Annotated in this window: 15 protein-coding genes, 1 other RNA gene and 1 pseudogene; 6 read left to right on the top strand and 11 right to left on the bottom strand. The window is 52.0% G+C overall.

The genetic code is table 11. The annotated features are described in order from the left end of the window. Nucleotides 1–6 precede the first annotated feature (6 nt). The 5 genes from NFR90_RS11595 to ffs all read right to left on the bottom strand — a co-directional run bounded on the left by NFR90_RS11595 (nucleotide 7) and on the right by ffs (nucleotide 3,575). Entirely contained in the window at nucleotides 7–141 is a 135-nt protein-coding gene (locus NFR90_RS11595; protein WP_277612581.1) for a hypothetical protein, read from the bottom strand. A 135-nt stretch (nucleotides 142–276) separates the two neighbouring features. After that, entirely contained in the window at nucleotides 277–885 is a 609-nt protein-coding gene (gene recR, locus NFR90_RS01245; RefSeq protein ID WP_160334437.1) for a recombination mediator RecR, read from the bottom strand. 4 nt (nucleotides 886–889) lie between these two features. Then, the gene (locus NFR90_RS01240) at nucleotides 890–1,198 is read right to left on the bottom strand and encodes a YbaB/EbfC family nucleoid-associated protein (protein WP_304879052.1); all 309 of its coding nucleotides are present in this window, start codon (nucleotides 1,196–1,198) and stop codon (nucleotides 890–892) included. Nucleotides 1,199–1,237: 39 nt separating this feature from the next. Further along, complete coding sequence (dnaX, locus tag NFR90_RS01235; protein WP_160334439.1) at nucleotides 1,238–3,364, bottom strand: DNA polymerase III subunit gamma/tau; 2,127 nt, start codon at nucleotides 3,362–3,364, stop codon at nucleotides 1,238–1,240. A 115-nt stretch (nucleotides 3,365–3,479) separates the two neighbouring features. Further along, an RNA gene (gene ffs / locus NFR90_RS01230) (signal recognition particle sRNA small type) lies at nucleotides 3,480–3,575 on the bottom strand. Nucleotides 3,576–3,825: 250 nt separating this feature from the next. Between ffs and trxA the strand changes: the two genes are divergently transcribed. The 5 genes from trxA (at nucleotide 3,826) to NFR90_RS01205 (ending at nucleotide 9,291) form a co-directional block, all read left to right on the top strand. Beyond that, on the top strand, nucleotides 3,826–4,149 hold the full coding sequence (gene trxA, locus NFR90_RS01225; RefSeq protein WP_251449939.1) for a thioredoxin: 324 nt from the start codon (nucleotides 3,826–3,828) through the stop codon (nucleotides 4,147–4,149). Between the two features lie 128 nt (nucleotides 4,150–4,277). After that, nucleotides 4,278–5,534, top strand: a complete 1,257-nt coding sequence (gene rho, locus NFR90_RS01220) for a transcription termination factor Rho (RefSeq protein WP_160334441.1) — start codon at nucleotides 4,278–4,280, stop codon at nucleotides 5,532–5,534. A 194-nt stretch (nucleotides 5,535–5,728) separates the two neighbouring features. Further along, nucleotides 5,729–6,022 (top strand): type B 50S ribosomal protein L31, encoded by a 294-nt coding sequence (locus tag NFR90_RS01215; RefSeq protein WP_160334442.1) that lies wholly within the window; start codon nucleotides 5,729–5,731, stop codon nucleotides 6,020–6,022. 132 nt (nucleotides 6,023–6,154) lie between these two features. Beyond that, entirely contained in the window at nucleotides 6,155–7,888 is a 1,734-nt protein-coding gene (locus tag NFR90_RS01210) for an ArnT family glycosyltransferase (RefSeq protein WP_160334443.1), read from the top strand. Nucleotides 7,889–7,899: 11 nt separating this feature from the next. Continuing rightward, on the top strand, nucleotides 7,900–9,291 hold the full coding sequence (locus NFR90_RS01205) for an MATE family efflux transporter (RefSeq protein WP_160334444.1): 1,392 nt from the start codon (nucleotides 7,900–7,902) through the stop codon (nucleotides 9,289–9,291). 34 nt (nucleotides 9,292–9,325) lie between these two features. Here NFR90_RS01205 and NFR90_RS01200 read toward each other — a convergent pair whose 3' ends face one another. Next, nucleotides 9,326–9,649, bottom strand: a complete 324-nt coding sequence (locus NFR90_RS01200) for an FMN-binding protein (RefSeq protein WP_160334445.1) — start codon at nucleotides 9,647–9,649, stop codon at nucleotides 9,326–9,328. A gap of 150 nt (nucleotides 9,650–9,799) precedes the next feature. Here NFR90_RS01200 and NFR90_RS01195 point away from each other — a divergent pair, with 150 nt between their 5' ends. Continuing rightward, the gene (locus tag NFR90_RS01195; RefSeq protein ID WP_251449937.1) at nucleotides 9,800–12,343 is read left to right on the top strand and encodes a molybdopterin-dependent oxidoreductase; all 2,544 of its coding nucleotides are present in this window, start codon (nucleotides 9,800–9,802) and stop codon (nucleotides 12,341–12,343) included. A gap of 67 nt (nucleotides 12,344–12,410) precedes the next feature. Here the strand turns inward: NFR90_RS01195 and htpX are convergent, their stop codons facing one another. From htpX to cmk, 5 genes and pseudogenes are all read right to left on the bottom strand, one after another. Further along, nucleotides 12,411–13,301, bottom strand: a complete 891-nt coding sequence (htpX, locus tag NFR90_RS01190; RefSeq protein WP_160334446.1) for a protease HtpX — start codon at nucleotides 13,299–13,301, stop codon at nucleotides 12,411–12,413. A gap of 138 nt (nucleotides 13,302–13,439) precedes the next feature. Continuing rightward, a complete protein-coding gene (locus tag NFR90_RS01185) occupies nucleotides 13,440–14,432 on the bottom strand; it encodes a tetratricopeptide repeat protein (RefSeq protein WP_251449935.1) in 993 nt (330 codons plus the stop codon). 165 nt (nucleotides 14,433–14,597) lie between these two features. Next, nucleotides 14,598–14,897, bottom strand: a pseudogene (locus tag NFR90_RS01180) (integration host factor subunit beta); the annotation flags it as partial. 20 nt (nucleotides 14,898–14,917) lie between these two features. Continuing rightward, entirely contained in the window at nucleotides 14,918–16,615 is a 1,698-nt protein-coding gene (gene rpsA / locus NFR90_RS01175) for a 30S ribosomal protein S1 (RefSeq protein ID WP_160334448.1), read from the bottom strand. Nucleotides 16,616–16,706: 91 nt separating this feature from the next. Further along, nucleotides 16,707–17,363 (bottom strand): (d)CMP kinase, encoded by a 657-nt coding sequence (cmk, locus tag NFR90_RS01170; protein ID WP_251449933.1) that lies wholly within the window; start codon nucleotides 17,361–17,363, stop codon nucleotides 16,707–16,709. Nucleotides 17,364–17,365 lie beyond the last annotated feature (2 nt).

The raw sequence follows: 17,365 nt of genomic DNA, 5'->3' as shown, positions 1-17,365 counted from the left end.
GTCCGCTCACGCAAGTAGGCGCAGTCGCAGCAGGGCCAGGCCCAGAGCAAGACCGAGAAGAGAAACAGAGGCAAAAGAAACAGCAGTCGCCGGTTTTTTAACCGGGGCTGTCATATTTCGATGGCCTGGAAATGTATTCACTTTCTCTTCCGCTGATTAACGTTACAAAATAAGAATACCTTTTATCTTTGCTCTGCGCGAAAAATCGAATAAGTATTTTCCTTAATCTCGAAAGAAATTTTCAGAAAATCCGGTTTTATGAGAAAAGAATGCTGTTTAGAGTTCACGCACTCGACGATTGAGCATCGCCTGAGCGACGGTATTCACGTCGGTATACTCAAGCTCCGCACCGGCAGGAACGCCTTTAGCGATACGCGTTAAACGCAGCTGAGGATGATGTTTGGTCAGCAGATCCGTGATCGCGAGCGCAGTGGCCTCACCTTCAGCGGTAAAAGAAGTTGCGATAATGACTTCCTTCAAAGAGTCCTCTGCGGTTCTCTGAATCAGCTTGTCCAGTCCGATTTCGTGCGGACCGATGCCGTTGAGCGGAGAGAGCCTGCCCTGAAGTACGAAGTATCTGCCGTTATAAGAAAGACTCTGCTCAATGACCATCAGATCGGCGACGGTTTCAACGATGCAGAGCTGGCTGTCGTCACGATTGGGTGACGAGCAGAAAATGCAGAGATCCTTATCCGTAAGACTGTTGCATCTCGGACATTTATGAACGCAGTCGACTGCCTCGAGCAAAGCTCTGCCCAATCGAGTCGCGTCGGATCTATCTCCGCTGAGAAGCTGATAACTAATGCGCTGAGCCGCTCTCGGTCCGATACCGGGGAGCCGCTTCAGCGCATCGATCAGCTCAGATATAGCACCTGGCTGTTCCATTCAATTAGAACGGCAGTTTCATGCCGCCGGTTGCCTTGCTGATCTTCTTGTTGGTTTCTGCTTCGACCTGCTTATTGGCATCATTGATAGCGACAAGCAGCAGGTCCTGAAGTGTTTCCACATCGCCGTCTGCGCCGACCAGACTTTCATCAATCAAAACGCTACGGCAGACGTTTTTGCAGGTCATTGTGACTTTGACCATACCGTTGCCGGCTTCACCGGTCACTTCGATGGTTTCAAGCTCTTTCTGAGCTTTCTGAATGTTCATCTGCATGAGCTGAGCCTGTTTCATCATCTGGCCCATCTGGCCCATTCCGCCAAAACCTTTCATTTATCTATCCTTTTTAAAAAGTTAATTCTTTCTGACCTGTCCGTTCTCATCGAGAAGCTCGAGATCATCGGCAGTCGCCTGAAAACCAAACAGCTCCTGAGCCTTCTTCACGAGCGGTTCGTTCTTAACCGAAGCGAACGCCGCCCGCTTTTCGTCTCTCAGTTTCTGCGCCCAAAGCATGCGCAGATTCTGTCCGCTGCTGCGGGCCACTGAAACGGAAAGTGTAAAACTATCGCCGAAACGCTCCCGCAATTTCGCGGTAAGTTTATCAACCATATTCCGATCTGTCAGTTTCTCCAGATCCACCTTGAGTTCCATGTGATTGTTCTCAAAGCTGACAAGTTCGGCGCTCGTCACCAGCGGCTGAGCAGAATCTTCCAGCTGAATTGCTTCTGCCGCCTCAAGCCAAGGATTCATTTGAATCGGCTCCTCTGGGATGACTTCACGCTTTTCTTCTTCACGTGCTCTGCGAGGCAGGGACTTCAGAGCTGACGGGACGTCCGAAAAACTGATGTCGTCCATTGCGGGCGGAAAATCCGGAGCCGAGACGTCATCAAAAGGAAAAGGACTGCTCCCGACGGGGTCAGCCGCTACTAAATCATCGTAGTTCAGATCTGAATCCGTCGGAGTCCACGCCGCTCCGTCATCATTTCCCCAGTCCGATTCGTTCGGGACGGCTGCCGGCGCCGCAGGAGCAGGAACCGCTGCGACCCTCTTATCCGTCGCATCGGGTGCGGACGCTTCTTTCACAGCCGCTTTTTTCTGCGCCGGTGCTCGAGCTGCGAGAATTCCTTCGACATAAACAACTTCGCGCTTTTCTGACATGTCCCACGGAGGCAGATCTCCCTGAGGGATCATCGATGCGGGCGCTTCTGCCTTCTGAGGTTTCGGATCTGAAACGACAGGAGAAACTGCAGACTCCGCTGCAGCCGGCTGAACGTTTGTTTTAGCCGGCGGTTCAGCCTTCGCCGGCTCAGATTTTGGGAGCGGAGCCGCAGCCGCTTGCTTTTCCGTGATCGGAGCCGGTATCGCCGGAACTTTATTGCCTTCAAACGGTGCAAAGGCGAGCATGCGCAGAATCGCCATCGTAAAGCCCGCGTACTCGTCCGGCGCTAAATGCATTTCGTTGCGGCCGTGAATCGCGATCTGATAAAAAAGCTGGACTTCGCTTGGAGAGAATGCCTGTGCGAGTTTCGCCAAATCCGCCGCATCCGGCTCTTCCGGATTGAGGGTATCGGGCAGCTGCTGCGCCATTGCGATCTGATGCAGAAGCACTGCCAAATCTTTCATGGCCTGGTTATAAGAAAGGCTTCGCGCGCCGATCTCATCAGCGACCGCCATAATGGATTTAGCATCGTGATTGGCAAGCGCGCCAAGCAGGCGAACCAAAGTTGTGGAGTCGACGGTACCGAGCATTTCGCGCACCGAATCCAGCGTCAGATTGCCGGCGCTGTAGGCGATCGCCTGATCCAAAAGTGAAAGTCCGTCACGCATGGAACCGCGGGCTCCGTTCGCAAGAAGTCGCAGCGCGGGCTTTTCAAATGAGACGCCCTCTTTCACCAGAAGTTCAGCCATGTGATCGGAAATCAGCTGCGGAGAAAGACTTTTCAGATTGAACTGCAGACAGCGGGAAAGCACCGTAACGGGAACCTTCTGCGGATCTGTTGTCGCCAAAATAAATTTCACGTATTCCGGAGGCTCCTCGAGCGTTTTCAGCATGGCGTTGAACGCCGCGCTCGTCAGCTGGTGCACTTCGTCGATCATATAGACCTTGAAGCGGCCGCTGGTCGGAACATATTTCGCTCTTTCGAGCAGTGAGACCATGTCGTCGATGCCGCGGGTACTTGCCGCGTCCATTTCAATGTAATCAACGAAGCGGTCTTCATCGATCGCGCGGCAGGCTTCGCACTTTCCGCAGGGCTCGGCGGTGATTCCGCCTTTGCCGTCTTCCCCGACGCAGTTCAGACACTTGGCTAGAATACGGGAGATCGTCGTTTTGCCGACGCCTCGAGTGCCCGTGAATAAATAAGCGTGATGGAGTCGATTCTCAGTCAGCGCATGAGTCAGAGCCCGAACGACGTGGTCCTGCCCAAGCAGTGACGAGAAATCATGAGGACGCCATTTACGCGCCAGTACCTGATATGACATGAAGAATCTCCGACAAGGCTGTAAGAGTGCCTTTCTCCTGAAGAAAATTATATTAAGGCAAGCTGTCCGATTTTAGGATAATCGGCATCAACGGTCACTTCGGAAAACAAAAAGAAAAAGCGAACCACACCTCGGCACTACTTCCTCCGCTATGGCTGCTTCGTTCCCGACCTGACCAGATTCACGGTTTCCATATGCGAGGGGGCTCGCAGGCAGAATTATATATGAACAGACAAAAATAGGAAGCGGCTCTTAACAATTGGATACCGCTCGGCGTAAAATCCAGTTCTATTCAATATCATGCAGTATGCAAACTGTGTATAGTTACATGAATCCCAACAGAATCCCCTTTTGGGGAGTACCCGGCGGCTCCTATTTGCCTCGGTGTTAGTATTTTCCCTGTTGGGCTCCGACAGAGTTCTCTGTCAGAGCATTCCAATTTTGATAGGAGATTTAAAAAAATGGCTTTGAAAAATGTGACGGACGCGTCCTTTGTTGATGATGTTCTCAATCAGAAAGGCGTCGTTGTTGTCGATTTCTGGGCCCCCTGGTGCGGTCCCTGCCGCATGCTTGGGCCGGTTTTGGAAAAGGCCGCAGAATCGCTGCCGGAAAGCGTTCAGATCGTAAAGTACAACGTTGACGAAAGTCAGAGCGTTGCTCAGCAGCTGAACGTTCGCGGAGTGCCGACACTGGCTGTCTACAAAGACGGCGAGCTTCAGGCTCAGCAGGCCGGCGTTATGAACTCTGCTCAGTTCGCAGCGTTCCTTCAGAAGTTTATCGGCTAATTGTTCGAATCGTCTCGGTCGGCTCCGACCGAGACTTCCCACCTCTCTTTTTCTCCCTCCCTATTATTTAATTAAGCCCAATCGGTGAAGCATTTTTGCTATTAATCACCCGATTGTCGATATTTCTTATGCATCTTTCCGATCTAAAGTCTAAGCACGTTTCCGAGCTGCTGGATATCGCACTCGAACTCGACGTAGAAAACGCAAGCCGCCTGCGCAAGCAAGAACTGATGTTCGCCATTCTTAAAAAGCGCGCGAAAGCGGGCGAACAGATTTTCGGTGACGGTACGCTGGAAATTCTTCCTGACGGTTTCGGTTTCCTTCGCTCTCCGGTGTCTTCATATTTAGCCAGCACGGAAGATATTTATATTTCCCCTTCACAGATTCGCCGCTTTAATCTTCATACCGGCGATACCGTTGAAGGCGAAGTCCGCATTCCTAAGGACGGAGAACGTTATTTCGCGCTTGTCAAAGTGGATAAGGTCAACGGCCTGCCTCCCGAAGCACTCAAACACAGAATTCTTTTTGAGAACCTCACACCGCTCTTCCCCGATCAGATGCTCAAGCTCGAACGCGACATCTCTTCGGAAGAAAACCTGACCGGCCGACTGATTGACATCATCGCCCCGATCGGCAAAGGACAGCGCGCCCTTTTGGTCGCTTCTCCGAAATCCGGTAAGACGGTTCTCATGCAGCACATCGCGCATGCGATTACCGCCAATCATCCCGATGTCATTCTGATGGTGCTCCTCATCGACGAGCGTCCTGAAGAAGTGACCGAAATGGAACGCTCCGTCAAAGGCGAGGTCATCGCCTCCACCTTCGATGAACCGGCAACTCGCCACGTTCAGGTTGCCGAAATGGTGATCGAAAAAGCCAAACGCCTTGCTGAAAGCAAGAAAGACGTTGTCATTCTGCTTGACTCCATTACACGTTTGGCCCGCGCCTACAACACCGTTGTTCCTGCCTCCGGCAAAGTCCTGACAGGCGGTGTGGACTCCAATGCGCTTCAGCGCCCGAAACGCATCCTCGGCGCCGCGCGTAATCTTGAAGAAGGCGGCTCACTCACCATTATCGGTACAGCTCTCGTCGAAACGGGCAGCCGTATGGACGACGTCATCTATGAAGAATTCAAAGGCACCGGCAACATGGAAATCCATCTTGACCGCCGTCTTGCTGAAAAACGTGTCTACCCGGCCATCAACGTGGCCAAGAGCGGCACACGACGCGAAGATCTGCTGCTTGATCCGAAGACACTTCAGATGATTTGGGTCCTGAGAAAATTCCTCTACGACATGGACGAAATCCAGGCGATGGAATTCCTCCTCGACAAGATGAAACCCACGAAGAACAACGCAGAATTCTTCGAAATGATGAGACGCTAACCGTCCCTGGACATCAGCCGGCTTCAGAAGAAGCCGGTTTCTTCTTAATCTATCCGTTTGCTTTCAAACGATTTTTAGGGCATAATGTCGCCCTTGTTTTAACTTAGGCACGTTCCGACATGCCTGACATAAGACCTGCACCGGCAGGCAGTCACGCAAGGTTGGTGGCGACCGACAATTTTTTTGGAACTTTCATGAAACAGAATATTCATCCGCAGTATCGTGAAGTCGCCTTCACCGATATGTCCATCGGTAAGACCTTCATCATCCGCTCTACCGCAGAAGCTCGTGACACCATCGAAATCGACGGCGTTACCTATCCGCAGGTTAAGCTTGATACATCCAGCGAATCCCATCCTTTCTACACTGGCGCCCAGACACGTATCGTCGAAGCCGGCCGTGTTGAAAAATTCCGTCAGAAGTTTGCTGCCAAGTCTGCTGCCCTCAAGGCAAGCGCAGAAGCCGCTAAAGCAGCTAAGGCTAAGTAATAGCAAATATTCGACAGCAGCGCTTGCGAATTCAAACGTAAGCGCTTGTAATGAGTGGGCAGCGATAAGCTGCCCTTCTTTTTATCGTTAGAATTTAGTCGTTATTTATCCATTCTCATACAAAGGTTTGATGTGATTACAACAAATTCATCTCCGGCCTCCGTCAATGAGTCGGAGGCACGCAAACTCCCCCGCTGGCTTCTTTTCGCGGTTCTTATCGCCTTTGTATTGCCGCTGTTCTTCTCCTCAGACGTTTGGAGCGGCCGCTCACTTTCCTCGTTCGGTGTCGCCTGGAACATGGCGAACGGCTCTTTCTCCGACTGGCTGATGCCGAATATTAATGACGTTCCGGTAGCTGACGCCGGCCCTCTTTCCTATTGGCTTGAAGCGATCAGCATCCTCTTATTCGGCCGCATCTTCGGCGATGTCGCCGCTTATCACATCGCGGCCGGTCTGTGGTTTGCGATTACCACCGCTTCCATCTGGTACACAGCCTATTCTCTGGCGAGCCGAGACGAAGCACTTCCGCTTAAATTTGTATTTGCCTCTGAAGTTCACCAAAGGGACTACGCAAGAGCGTTAGCCGATATCGCGGTACTGATGACAGTCGGAACCTACGGTCTGATCGCGGCCTTCCACGAGTTATCCGTGGTCACAGCGGTTCTCGCGTTTTCCTCTTTCGTACTTTTCTGCGTCGTTATTTCGCTGCGTTATCTTTGGACGGGTTCCATTCTCGCAGGACTTTCGCTCGGCGCTATCGCGCTTTGCAGCAGCCCCGGCGTCGGTCTGTGGTGTGCGCTTGCAGCATGGGTCGCAATTATCTGCACTCCGGATTACACCAGCCGCACCAAGCGTACGATCGTTACGCTCGCGTCCGCCTTTTCGACCGCCATGATATGGCCGGCTCTGGTATTCCTCGCCTATCCCGCCGAGGGCTATCACTGGTTCGGGTCCTGGCTTGGTCTCAGCACCAGTGCGTTTGCTCCGCTTGCGCTCACGGATTATCCCTGGCTGATCAAAAACCTGATCTGGCTGACGTTCCCGCTTTGGCCCTTGGCGATTTGGGGTGTGTACTCCTGGCGCAATCAGATTCATCAGGCTCCTGTAGCCATTCCGCTTTCCTTCTTCCTGGTCGCGCTCTGCTCGGTCCTCTTTACAGGAACGGAAGCCAACAGCACGATCCTCTGCATTGTGCCTTCGCTCGCTATTTTGGCTGCTTTCGGCATTGTGAGCCTCAAACATTCGGAAGAAAACGTACTGGATACCTATGCCATCGTCGTCTACACACTGGCGATCGGCGCTGTGTGGTTCTACTTCTATGCGTGGACTCAGGGAGAACCTGAGAAGATGGCCTACTCTCTGACTCGTCTGGCGCCCAACATTACCGAACACGGAACAAGCGGTATTCTGCTGATTCTTGCCCTTGTGATGACTGTCGCCTGGCTTGCGCTGGTTTTCTGGCGCTTATTCCGTCGTCCCATCTATATTTGGCGCGGAGCTCTTTTGAACGGAGCCGGCCTTACTGCCGTCTGGGTTATTGTCATGAGTCTCTTTGTCAGCCTGATTGACGGCGCAAGCTCCATGCAGCCAATTGCTGACAGCGCCGCTAAGGCACTCGCAGCCGAAGGCGCAAAAAGCGGAACTGTCGCGCAGTACAACCTTACCAAGAGCGATATCGCCGCATTCAACTATTGGGGCGGCATTTCCTTTAACGAGGAAGAACAGCCCGAATGGGTTGTTGCAAGCGTAAACGCTGATTCTGAAGAAGCCCCAGAGTCGCTCTCAGACTACCGAGCGGTCAAAGTCATTGAAGGCAGACCGAGAAGCGGTAAGCAGTTCCTTATTCTTCAGAAAGTCGCAGACTGAGGCCGGAGGGTATGACAACACGAGTTTTGCCGCGGCTGCAGCCGCCGGACACGAGCTACTGGTCAATCCTGAGGCTGTCTTTGCCAATTTGGATTTCCAACTTGGCGATTGTAGGCGGCGCCACAATTGACACACTGATGACCGGCCACTTAGGAGCACAGGACCTTGCCGGCGTAGCCATCGGCCTGGCCGTTACGGTTTCCGTATTTATTGCGCTGGTTGGTGTCATGCAGGGCTTATCTCCGATTGCAGGACATCATTTCGGAGCCGCAAACCATAAACGAATCGGCTATGAGCTTCATCAGACCATTTGGCTCGCTATGTGTCTCTCGGTCATTGCGATCGCGCTGATGACATATACGCCGCTTTGGATGACTCTCACCAATGCTCAAGGGCGCGTCGCCGAAGTCGCTTCAAGCTTTTTGATCATCAACGCCATCGGACTTCCTGCAGCGATGTGCGGCAGAGCCTACATGGCGCTTAACGCCGCGGTCTCTCGCCCGAAAGTGGCGATGTGGATTGCACTTCTGATGCTGCTGTTTAAGATCCCGACAAACTACGCGTTTATTTTCGGCTGGTGGATCATTCCGGGATTCGGAGGCGCAGGATGCGCGATTTCTTCGACCATTAATGCGTTTCTCAGCTGCACGCTTTATTGGGCCATTTGGCACTATGACAGCTTCTACGCAAAGATGCGTCAGGAAAGAATCTGCAAACCGGACCTCAAGGCGCTTGCCAATCTGCTGCGGCTCGGTATTCCGATCGGGCTTTCTTCCTTCTTTGAAGTGACGTCTTTCACGTTCATGACGATTTTCATTTCTCGTCTTGGCGCAGATATCGTTTCAGCGCACCAGATCGTGTCCAACCTCAGTTCACTCTTTTACATGGCGCCTCTCGCTATCGGTGTCACAAGCTCGGTGCTGGTTGCGCAGTCGATCGGAGCAAACAGTCCTCAGAATGCGCGTCTAGCCACCAAGAGAACATTGAAATTTGCTATCTGTCTGGCGGTCTGCGTCGCTCTGTTGCTGTACTTCTTCAAGTATTTCTTCCTCGGTCTCTATACCAAGGATCAGGAAGTCATCGCTGTTGCAGCCTCCCTGATTGCGTTCTGCTCGATTTACCACGTATTTGACGCCATTAACTGTGTCGGAAGCTTTGCAATGCGCGGCTATCGAATTACAGTACTGCCGATGGTGCTCTACGGCGTCTTCCTGTGGGGCTTCGGTTTGGGATTTGGAAGCATTCTGGCGTTTACCGATTATCTGACACCGGAGCCGCTCGGGGCTGCGGGCTACTGGTCTGCGATCACGGGAGGTCTGATTCTTTCAGGTTCTATTGTCGGCATCTTCGCGGTCCGTGTGGCCAAAAAGAAGGAGCTTGGTCAGCCGGTTTGGATCCGCTAAAAAAGTTAAGGAGGCCCAAGAGCCTCCTTTATTTTTACTGCGCTTTGGAAAGCGCGTCTTTTACCGCCTGTTTGATTCCGTGAGAAGATTCCGTCGCTCCGCCCACATCCGCGACGTCAGGCGTATTGTTTTTGACCATCGCTGCGGGAAGCTCCGCGGCAGGTCCTGCCATAATTGCGTCCGTATCGGAGTGTCTCAGAATTTTGACATCAGAGATTTTTCCGTCTTTTACCACAACGCTGACTTTCGTTCTTCCACCTTTGCCGTTTCCAACACCGACATAGGTTCCATCTTTATAAGCCGCTGATGCGGATGCGGCAAAACACAGAAGCGCTGCGGCACAAAGGCTCTTTCTCATATATCACCCAATATATTGAAAAATAAATAAAAAAATAAGAAAAAGACAATTCAGAAAACTACTATATATCCAGTCTAATCGAAAATCATTATCATTTAGATCGGACCGTGAAGTCCTTTAATCTTAACCCAAAGATCATAGGAGAAATGCATGACGAAATTCTCCCGTCGTACATTCATTGCCGCATCCATGGCAACAGGGGTCGGAGCCGCCACATCCCACGCGGCCGAACCGACTGCACCGACACAAAATAACGCCGCCAACTATCCGGCCGCCACAGGAAGCGCTGCCCAGTATGCAGCAAATCCGCAGCCGCTGCCCGATCTTGCGCTGACAGAAACATTCAGTCTTGGAAAATCACCGATTAATGAAGGATCGTGCATTACCGCCTGCCGCTGGGGGCTTGTGCGTCCTCAGGTCAGAGGCGGCAAAATGGTCGCTCTGCTGCCCTTCGAGTACGACTACGCGCCCACTCCGAACATGAACAGCCTCTGCGAGCTACCCTACTCTCCGAGCCGCATTCGTTTCCCGATGGTTCGAGAAAGTTATCTTAAAAACGGCCCCGCCTCCCGCGATAAGCGCGGAAACGATCGTTGGGTCCGCGTCACTTGGGATCAGGCTTTGGATCTTGTTGCCAAAGAGATGAAGCGCGTTTACAAGGATTACGGTCCTAGCTCAATGTTCGGCCGCTCCTACGGCTGGATGTCTACCGGCAAGATCAATGCTGCAATCAACCTGCAGCAGCGTCTACTGAATCTCTGCGGCGGTTTTATCGGCTGCATCAACAGCTACTCGACCGCTGCTATCGGCCGCATTCTTCCTTATGTTATCGGTGTTGCCGATCCCCGCTCTACAAGCTGGGACAATGTACTCAAGAACAGCAAATGCGTCGTGCTCTGGGGGTGTGACCCGCTCGTCACCAATGACATTGACTGGCTGACTACGCTTCATAACGGCGCAGGCTACTTCCGTGCGCTTAAAGAATCCGGCATCAAAACCATTGACATCAATCCGATCCGCACCGATACCGGCGAATACCTCGGCAGCGAATGGATCGCTCCGGTTCCGGGCACTGACTGCGCCCTGATGCTCGGTATGATTTACGAACTGGAAAAGAGCGGTAAAGCGGATAAGGAATTCCTGAAGAAATACACTTCCGGCTACGATAAATTCCTCGACTACGTGCTCGGCAAGAGCGACAACACTCCGAAGACTCCTGAATGGGCAGCCAAGATCACCGGCGTTCCTGCTGAGAAGATCGTTTCACTGGCGCATGAGCTGCAGGAAAACCGCACCATGATCATGATGGGCTGGGGCATTCAGCGCATCCAATTCGGCGAACAGCCGCACTGGATGGGCTTTACGCTTGCAAGCGTACTTGGTCAGATCGGTCTGCCCGGCGGCGGCATCGGAACCAACTATCAGTACTCCAACGGCGGCTCGCCGGTGGCCTACGGTCCGTTCCTTGGCGGTATCTCGGGCGCGGTTAAGCCGGTTCTTCCCTTTAACCAGAATTGGAAAGGAAGCAAAGTCATTCCGGTTGCCCGATTTGTTGAATGCTTCCTGCACCCGGGCAAGACTATCGACTTTAACGGCACTAAGGTCACATATCCGGAAGTGAAAATGGTTATGTGGGCAGGCGGCAATCCGTTTGCGCATCAGCCTCAGACCAATAAGCTTGCCGAAGCCTGGAAGAAACCTGAAACCGTTGTGGTCACAGACAACGTCTGGACCGCTACTGCACGTCATGCGGACATCGTGCTGCCCGCAACCACGCAGTTTGAACACAACGACATCACCAACATCGGTACCTACTCCAATGATGGTCTTGTCGCGATGCAGCAGGCGATTGAACCGCAGTGGGAATCCAAACCCGACTATTGGATCTTCTCTCAGCTTGCTAAACGCATGGGATGCGAACAGCAGTTCACAGAAGGTCTTGACGAAATGGGATGGATTAAACGTGTCTACGAGGAATCCCGTCAGCTTGGAACCAAGATGGGTGTAGCGCTCCCGAGTTTTGAAGACTTCTGGAAGAAAGGCTACTTCCTCTATGACGTGAAACCGGCCGACAGAGACTTCGTCGCCTTTGCCGACTTCAGAGCGGATCCTGAAACAAACGACCTCTCAACGGAAAGCGGCAAGATTCAGATCTTCAGCCCGAAGATCCACTCTTACGGCTACAAAGACTGCTTAGGTCATCCGAGTTATCTCGAACCGACGGAATGCCTTAATACTCCGAACCGCAAGTATCCGCTTGCCTATATGGCCTGCAAGAGCCGCTATCGTATGCACAGCCAGCTTGACGGCGCTGTCGGCCATTACTTTGCGGATATCAGAGGCCGTGAACCGCTCTGGATTCATCCGGATAACGCTTCTGCCCGAGGCATTAAGAACGGTGACATCGTCATGGTCAAAAACGACCGAGGCGCGGCTCTGGCCGGCGCCTATGTCACGGATCGAGTCCGCAAGGATGCTGTCGTTCTGCATCACGGCGCATGGTACGCACCGAAGAAGATGAAAGACGGTACTCTGCTCGATATCCACGGCAACTCCAATACGCTGAGTATGGACGTTCCGACATCAAACCTCGCCTGCGGCAATATCGCCTCCTCCGGCTTGGTTGACGTTGTTAAATACACAGGAGAGCTTCCCTCAGTCTATGTCTGGGAAGAGCCGGAATACACGGAATAATCCGTAACTGAAAAGCACAACGGCCGCTTACGCGGCCGTTGTCTTATCTGCTGATTTAGTACAGGGATCAGCGCATTTCACGAAGCGCTGCGATACGAGCTTCAATCGGCGGATGGCTCGCTAAGAGTTCACCGATGTTGCCCATGATGCCGAAGCCTTTAACTGCAGCCGGAAGCTCCTCGGTCGGAACACCGCCGAGTCTGGCAAGCGCATTGATCATCGGAGCAGAAGAACCCATGATCTGAGCAGCACCCGCATCAGCACGGAATTCGCGGTGACGAGAGAAGGCAGCCACAACCATCGCAGCAAGGAATCCAAGCACGATATCCAGGACAAGCGAAGTCACGTAATAGCCGATGCCGGGAGCGTCGTCTTCGTTGCGCAGAACGCCGCGGTCAACAAAGTTACCGATCACTCGGGAAAGGAAGACTACGAATGTGTTGGTCACGCCCTGAATCAGAGTCATAGTGACCATGTCGCCGTTTGCAACGTGCGCGATTTCGTGTGCAAGCACGGCTTCGACTTCTTCTTTATTCATGCTCGAAAGAAGACCGGTGGAAACCGCAACCATGGCAGAATTTTTTGTCGGACCGGTCGCAAAGGCGTTTGCTTCGCCTTCGTAAATACCGACTTCCGGCATCGGGATACCGGCTTTCTGAGAATGTGAATGCACAGTATTGACCAGCCAGGCTTCAAGCTTGTTGGCCGGATTTTGGACATCGATCATCTGAACGCCCATAGTGCGTTTAGCGATCATTTTGCTCATCAGAAGAGAAATGATGGAGCCGCTGAAGCCAACAATGGCGGCAAAGACAAGAAGCGTGCCTAAGTTCTGGCCTGCGCCTGCAACATTGGCGAAATTAATTCCGAACACAGCTGAAACGATGTTCAGGACAACGCCAAGTACGACGAGAACAGCTAAGTTGGTCAGAAGGAAAAAGCCTATTCTTTTTAACATATCTACTGATCAATCCTCGGTTAAAAAAGGTTATGTTTATCCCACTATTATCGGGTACTGAGAGGAATTTTTGTCATAAAAAAGAATGATAAATTGTTTCCAATTTTGCTCTTTTTTAAAAAATCCCCCCGCAGGCGCCTATTTCTTTTCCAAGTCCATCGTATCCCATGCTCCGCAAGCCGGGCAACGCCATAAATAACTGTGGGTTCTAAAGCCGCATTCTTTGCACTTAAATTCGGAAAGTCCGGTCGGAATAAGTGGATTCTTTCCGGCAGCAGCCTGCCGCTTCAAGGTTTGTTCAACCGCGCTGATGAGCGCAGAAATCGCGTTGGCAGCCGGCCCCTGTGCCGGCACGGCTTTAAGCATTGAGACAGCATCTTCGCCTTTACCCGCTTTTACGATCATAAAGGCGGCCAAATTCAAGATTGCAGGATCCTTTTGAGCGGCCTGAAGCACATATCCAACCGCTTCCTGCATTTTGCCCTGAAGTGCGAGCGTCGGGAAGATCTTAACTGCGACGAGACTCTCAAGATTAGGAGAATCTTTGACCGCTTCCTGCCAGGCCTTAACTGCCGCGTCGGTCTCACCCTTAGCCTTCAGAATATCGCCCCGCAGGATTCGCGCGCGAACACTTGTCGGTTCCGCTTTTAACGCTTCAAGGACATTTTTTTCCGCTTCTTCGGGTTTCTTTAACTTCAGACTGATGGCGGCAAGTTCACAGTAAAACTGTGCAATACGGGATTGATACTGCTCTTTTGTAATTTTTTGAAGCTCTTCAGCCTTAGTGACCGCCTTATTCCAATCCTTCGTCATTTCATAAAGCTTGAGAAGCTGTTTATCGGCCTCGATACGAAGCTCTTCCGTTTGATCGGCGAGTTCTTCATAAGCAGCCTCCGCTCGATCAAACATTCCCGCTTTCAGAAAATCAATCGCCAGTTCTTTCAGCGCATCGATGCGAACCTGAAGAGGGATATTCTTATCAGCGCTTAACTGCTGATGCAGACCTATCGCATCGGAGAATTTGCCCAGTCCGCGCAGCTGCGCGGCTTCATCCAAAACTTTTTGCGGATCATTGACCGTATTTTCAGTTGTCATAACTTTACGCACTCTGTCTAATAATCTATCTGTCATTGTGCTCCACGAGGGAGCTTTCACTGTCCTGCCATTGTAATTCTCATTACCTCGCTGAGCGCTAATGATGTTTATATCGGGACAAAGAACAAAATATTCGGCAAAAAAAGGCCCGGCTTATTCAGCCGGGCCGGGCGCTTTATTGAAATCGCTTACTCATTACTCTTCAGTAACAGAGTTATCCACTCGTTCACGCATTTCCTTGCCTGCTTTGAAGTGAGGCACGATTTTTGCGGGAACTTCAACGGTCGCACCGCTTTTCGGATTACGACCGATACGAGGCGGTCTGTAATTCAACGAGAAACTTCCGAACCCGCGGATTTCGATCCTACTGCCCTGCGCAAGAGCTGCAGTCATGGCGTTGAGGATGGAGTTAACTGCATCATCAACATCCCTGACCGTCAGACGATTGGCAATAACCATGGGGTCGTTTGCCAACAGTGCGATGAGTTCAGATTTGGTCATTTCTTAAAGCTCTCTGGTAATTATTTAGACTGATCCAGTTTTGCTCTGAGAAGAGCGCCGAGATTAGTCGTACCAGAGTTGGATTCATCGCTGCCGATCTTAGCCATCGCTTCACGCGTTTCAGCCTGGTCCTTAGCACGGACGGAGAGCTGGATGGAGCGGTTCTTACGATCGATATTAACGATGGCGGCGGTGACTTCATCGCCTTCCTTAAGAACGTTTCTGGCGTCTTCAACACGATCTGTGCCGATTTCGCTGGCGCGCAGATAGCCTTCAGTGTCGTTGCCGAGGTCAATAACAGCACCCTTGGCGTCAACGCTCTTGACAGTACCTGTCACAACAGTGCCCTTTTCGTGAGCAGAGCAGAAGTTGGTGAACGGGTCGCCGCTCATCTGCTTAACACCGAGGGAGATGCGTTCGCGTTCAACATCGATGGTGAGAACCATAGCTTCGAGTTCTTCGCCCTTCTTGTACTTGCGAACAGCTTCCTCACCGGGTTCTGTCCAGGAGAGGTCAGAGAGGTGAACAAGACCATCGATACCGCCTTCGAGGCCGATGAAGACACCGAAGTCAGTGATGGACTTGATCTGGCCCTTGACGATGTCGCCCTTCTGATGAGAAGCAGCGAATTCTTCCCAAGGATTCGGCTTGCACTGTTTCATACCGAGAGAGATACGACGGCGTTCTTCGTCGATCTCGAGAACCATGACTTCAACTTCGTCGCCGAGAGCAACAACTTTCTTCGGATCGACGTTCTTGTTTGTCCAATCCATTTCGGAAACGTGGACAAGACCTTCGATACCGGATTCGATCTCAACGAAAGCACCGTAGTCAGTGATGTTGGTGACTTTGCCGAAGAGACGTGTACCCTGCGGGTAGCGGCGGGCGATACCGATCCAGGGATCTTCGCCAAGCTGCTTGATACCGAGAGAAACACGATTCTTTTCCTGGTCGAACTTGAGAACCTTGGCTGTGATTTCCTGGCCCTGTTCAAGAACTTCGCTCGGATGACGTACGCGGCGCCATGCGAGGTCGGTGATGTGCAGAAGACCGTCGATACCGCCGAGGTCAACGAATGCACCGTAGTCAGTGATGTTCTTAACGATGCCCTTAACAACAGCGCCTTCCTTGAGTGTTTCAAGGAGTTTGGCTCTTTCTTCGCCCATAGAGGCTTCGACAACCGCGCGGCGGGAAAGAACAACGTTGTTGCGCTTACGATCAAGCTTGATAACCTTGAATTCAAGGGTCTTGCCTTCGTAGGGTGTGGTGTCCTTAACGGGACGTGTATCAACGAGGGAACCCGGCAGGAATGCGCGGATGCCGTTGGTCATCACTGTCAGGCCGCCCTTAACTTTGCCTGTAACGGTACCGGTAACCAGCTCGCCGGATTCGAGGGCTTTTTCAAGGTTGAGCCAGGCGGCAAGGCGCTTAGCTTTGTCGCGGGACAGGATGGTGTCGCCGTAGCCGTTTTCGAGGTTTTCGATAGCGACGGAAACGAAGTCACCTACCTTGACGTCAACTTCGCCGCGGTCATTCTTGAATTCTTCAACAGGAATGAAGGCTTCGCTCTTCAGGCCTGCGTTAACAACAACGTAGTTGTAATCAACGCGGACAACTTCTGCAGGGATGACTTCGCCCTGTTTCATTTCCTGCTTAGCGATACTCTGCTCGAATAACTCAGCAAAACTTTCGGTAGGTTTGGTTGTAGTGTTGGTCATGAATGTAAATGGTTTGCTTTATCGAAATAAAGCGGTTAAAAATTCCCATCGGCCACCATGGACGATAGGGGCATCAAAATTAAAGGGCTTTTTAGGGCCTAATCTCCCGATACCATGAGAGAACTTTATCTATGGTTTCCTGAAGCGTAAGTTCAGAGGAATCCAATATCCTCGCGCCTTCCGCCGGCTTGAGCGGTGCTACCGCGCGCTCAGTGTCGCGTCGGTCTCTCTCCTTCAAGTCAGAAACAAGGTCGTCGATTTTACTATCAATTCCTTTTTCTTTCAACTGGTTATAACGTCTCTTTGCACGAGATTCGGCCGAAGCTGTAAGAAAAATTTTAAGACAGGCATCCGGGAACACCACTGCGCCCATATCCCTGCCGTCAGCCACAAGCCCCGGCTCCTGCGCGCAGCGTCTCTGTAGCTGAAAAAGCGCGTCCCGAACCGTAGGATAGGCCGCGATTTGACTCGCGTTTAATCCCGCTTCTTCAGTACGGATAACATCTGTCACATCTTCGTCGTTCAGATAAATTCTGCCGTCCTTAAAAAGCGGGTTCATATTTTCTGCGACTTTCGTCACGGCAGCCTGATCGTCAAGCGATACACCTTCTTTCACGCAGGCTGTCCCCGCCAGTCGGTAAAGCGCGCCGCTGTCCAGAACATGAAAACCTAAAACTTTGGCGACACCAGCCGAAACGCTGCCTTTGCCCGAAGCGACCGGTCCGTCAATCGCGATAATATCTGCCATTC

Source organism: Parasutterella muris (genome assembly GCF_943193095.1).
Taxonomy (GTDB): Bacteria; Pseudomonadota; Gammaproteobacteria; order Burkholderiales; family Burkholderiaceae_F; genus Parasutterella; species Parasutterella muris.
The sequence above is the reverse complement of the archived record's forward strand: the minus strand, read 5'-3'. Positions and strand labels throughout refer to the sequence as shown.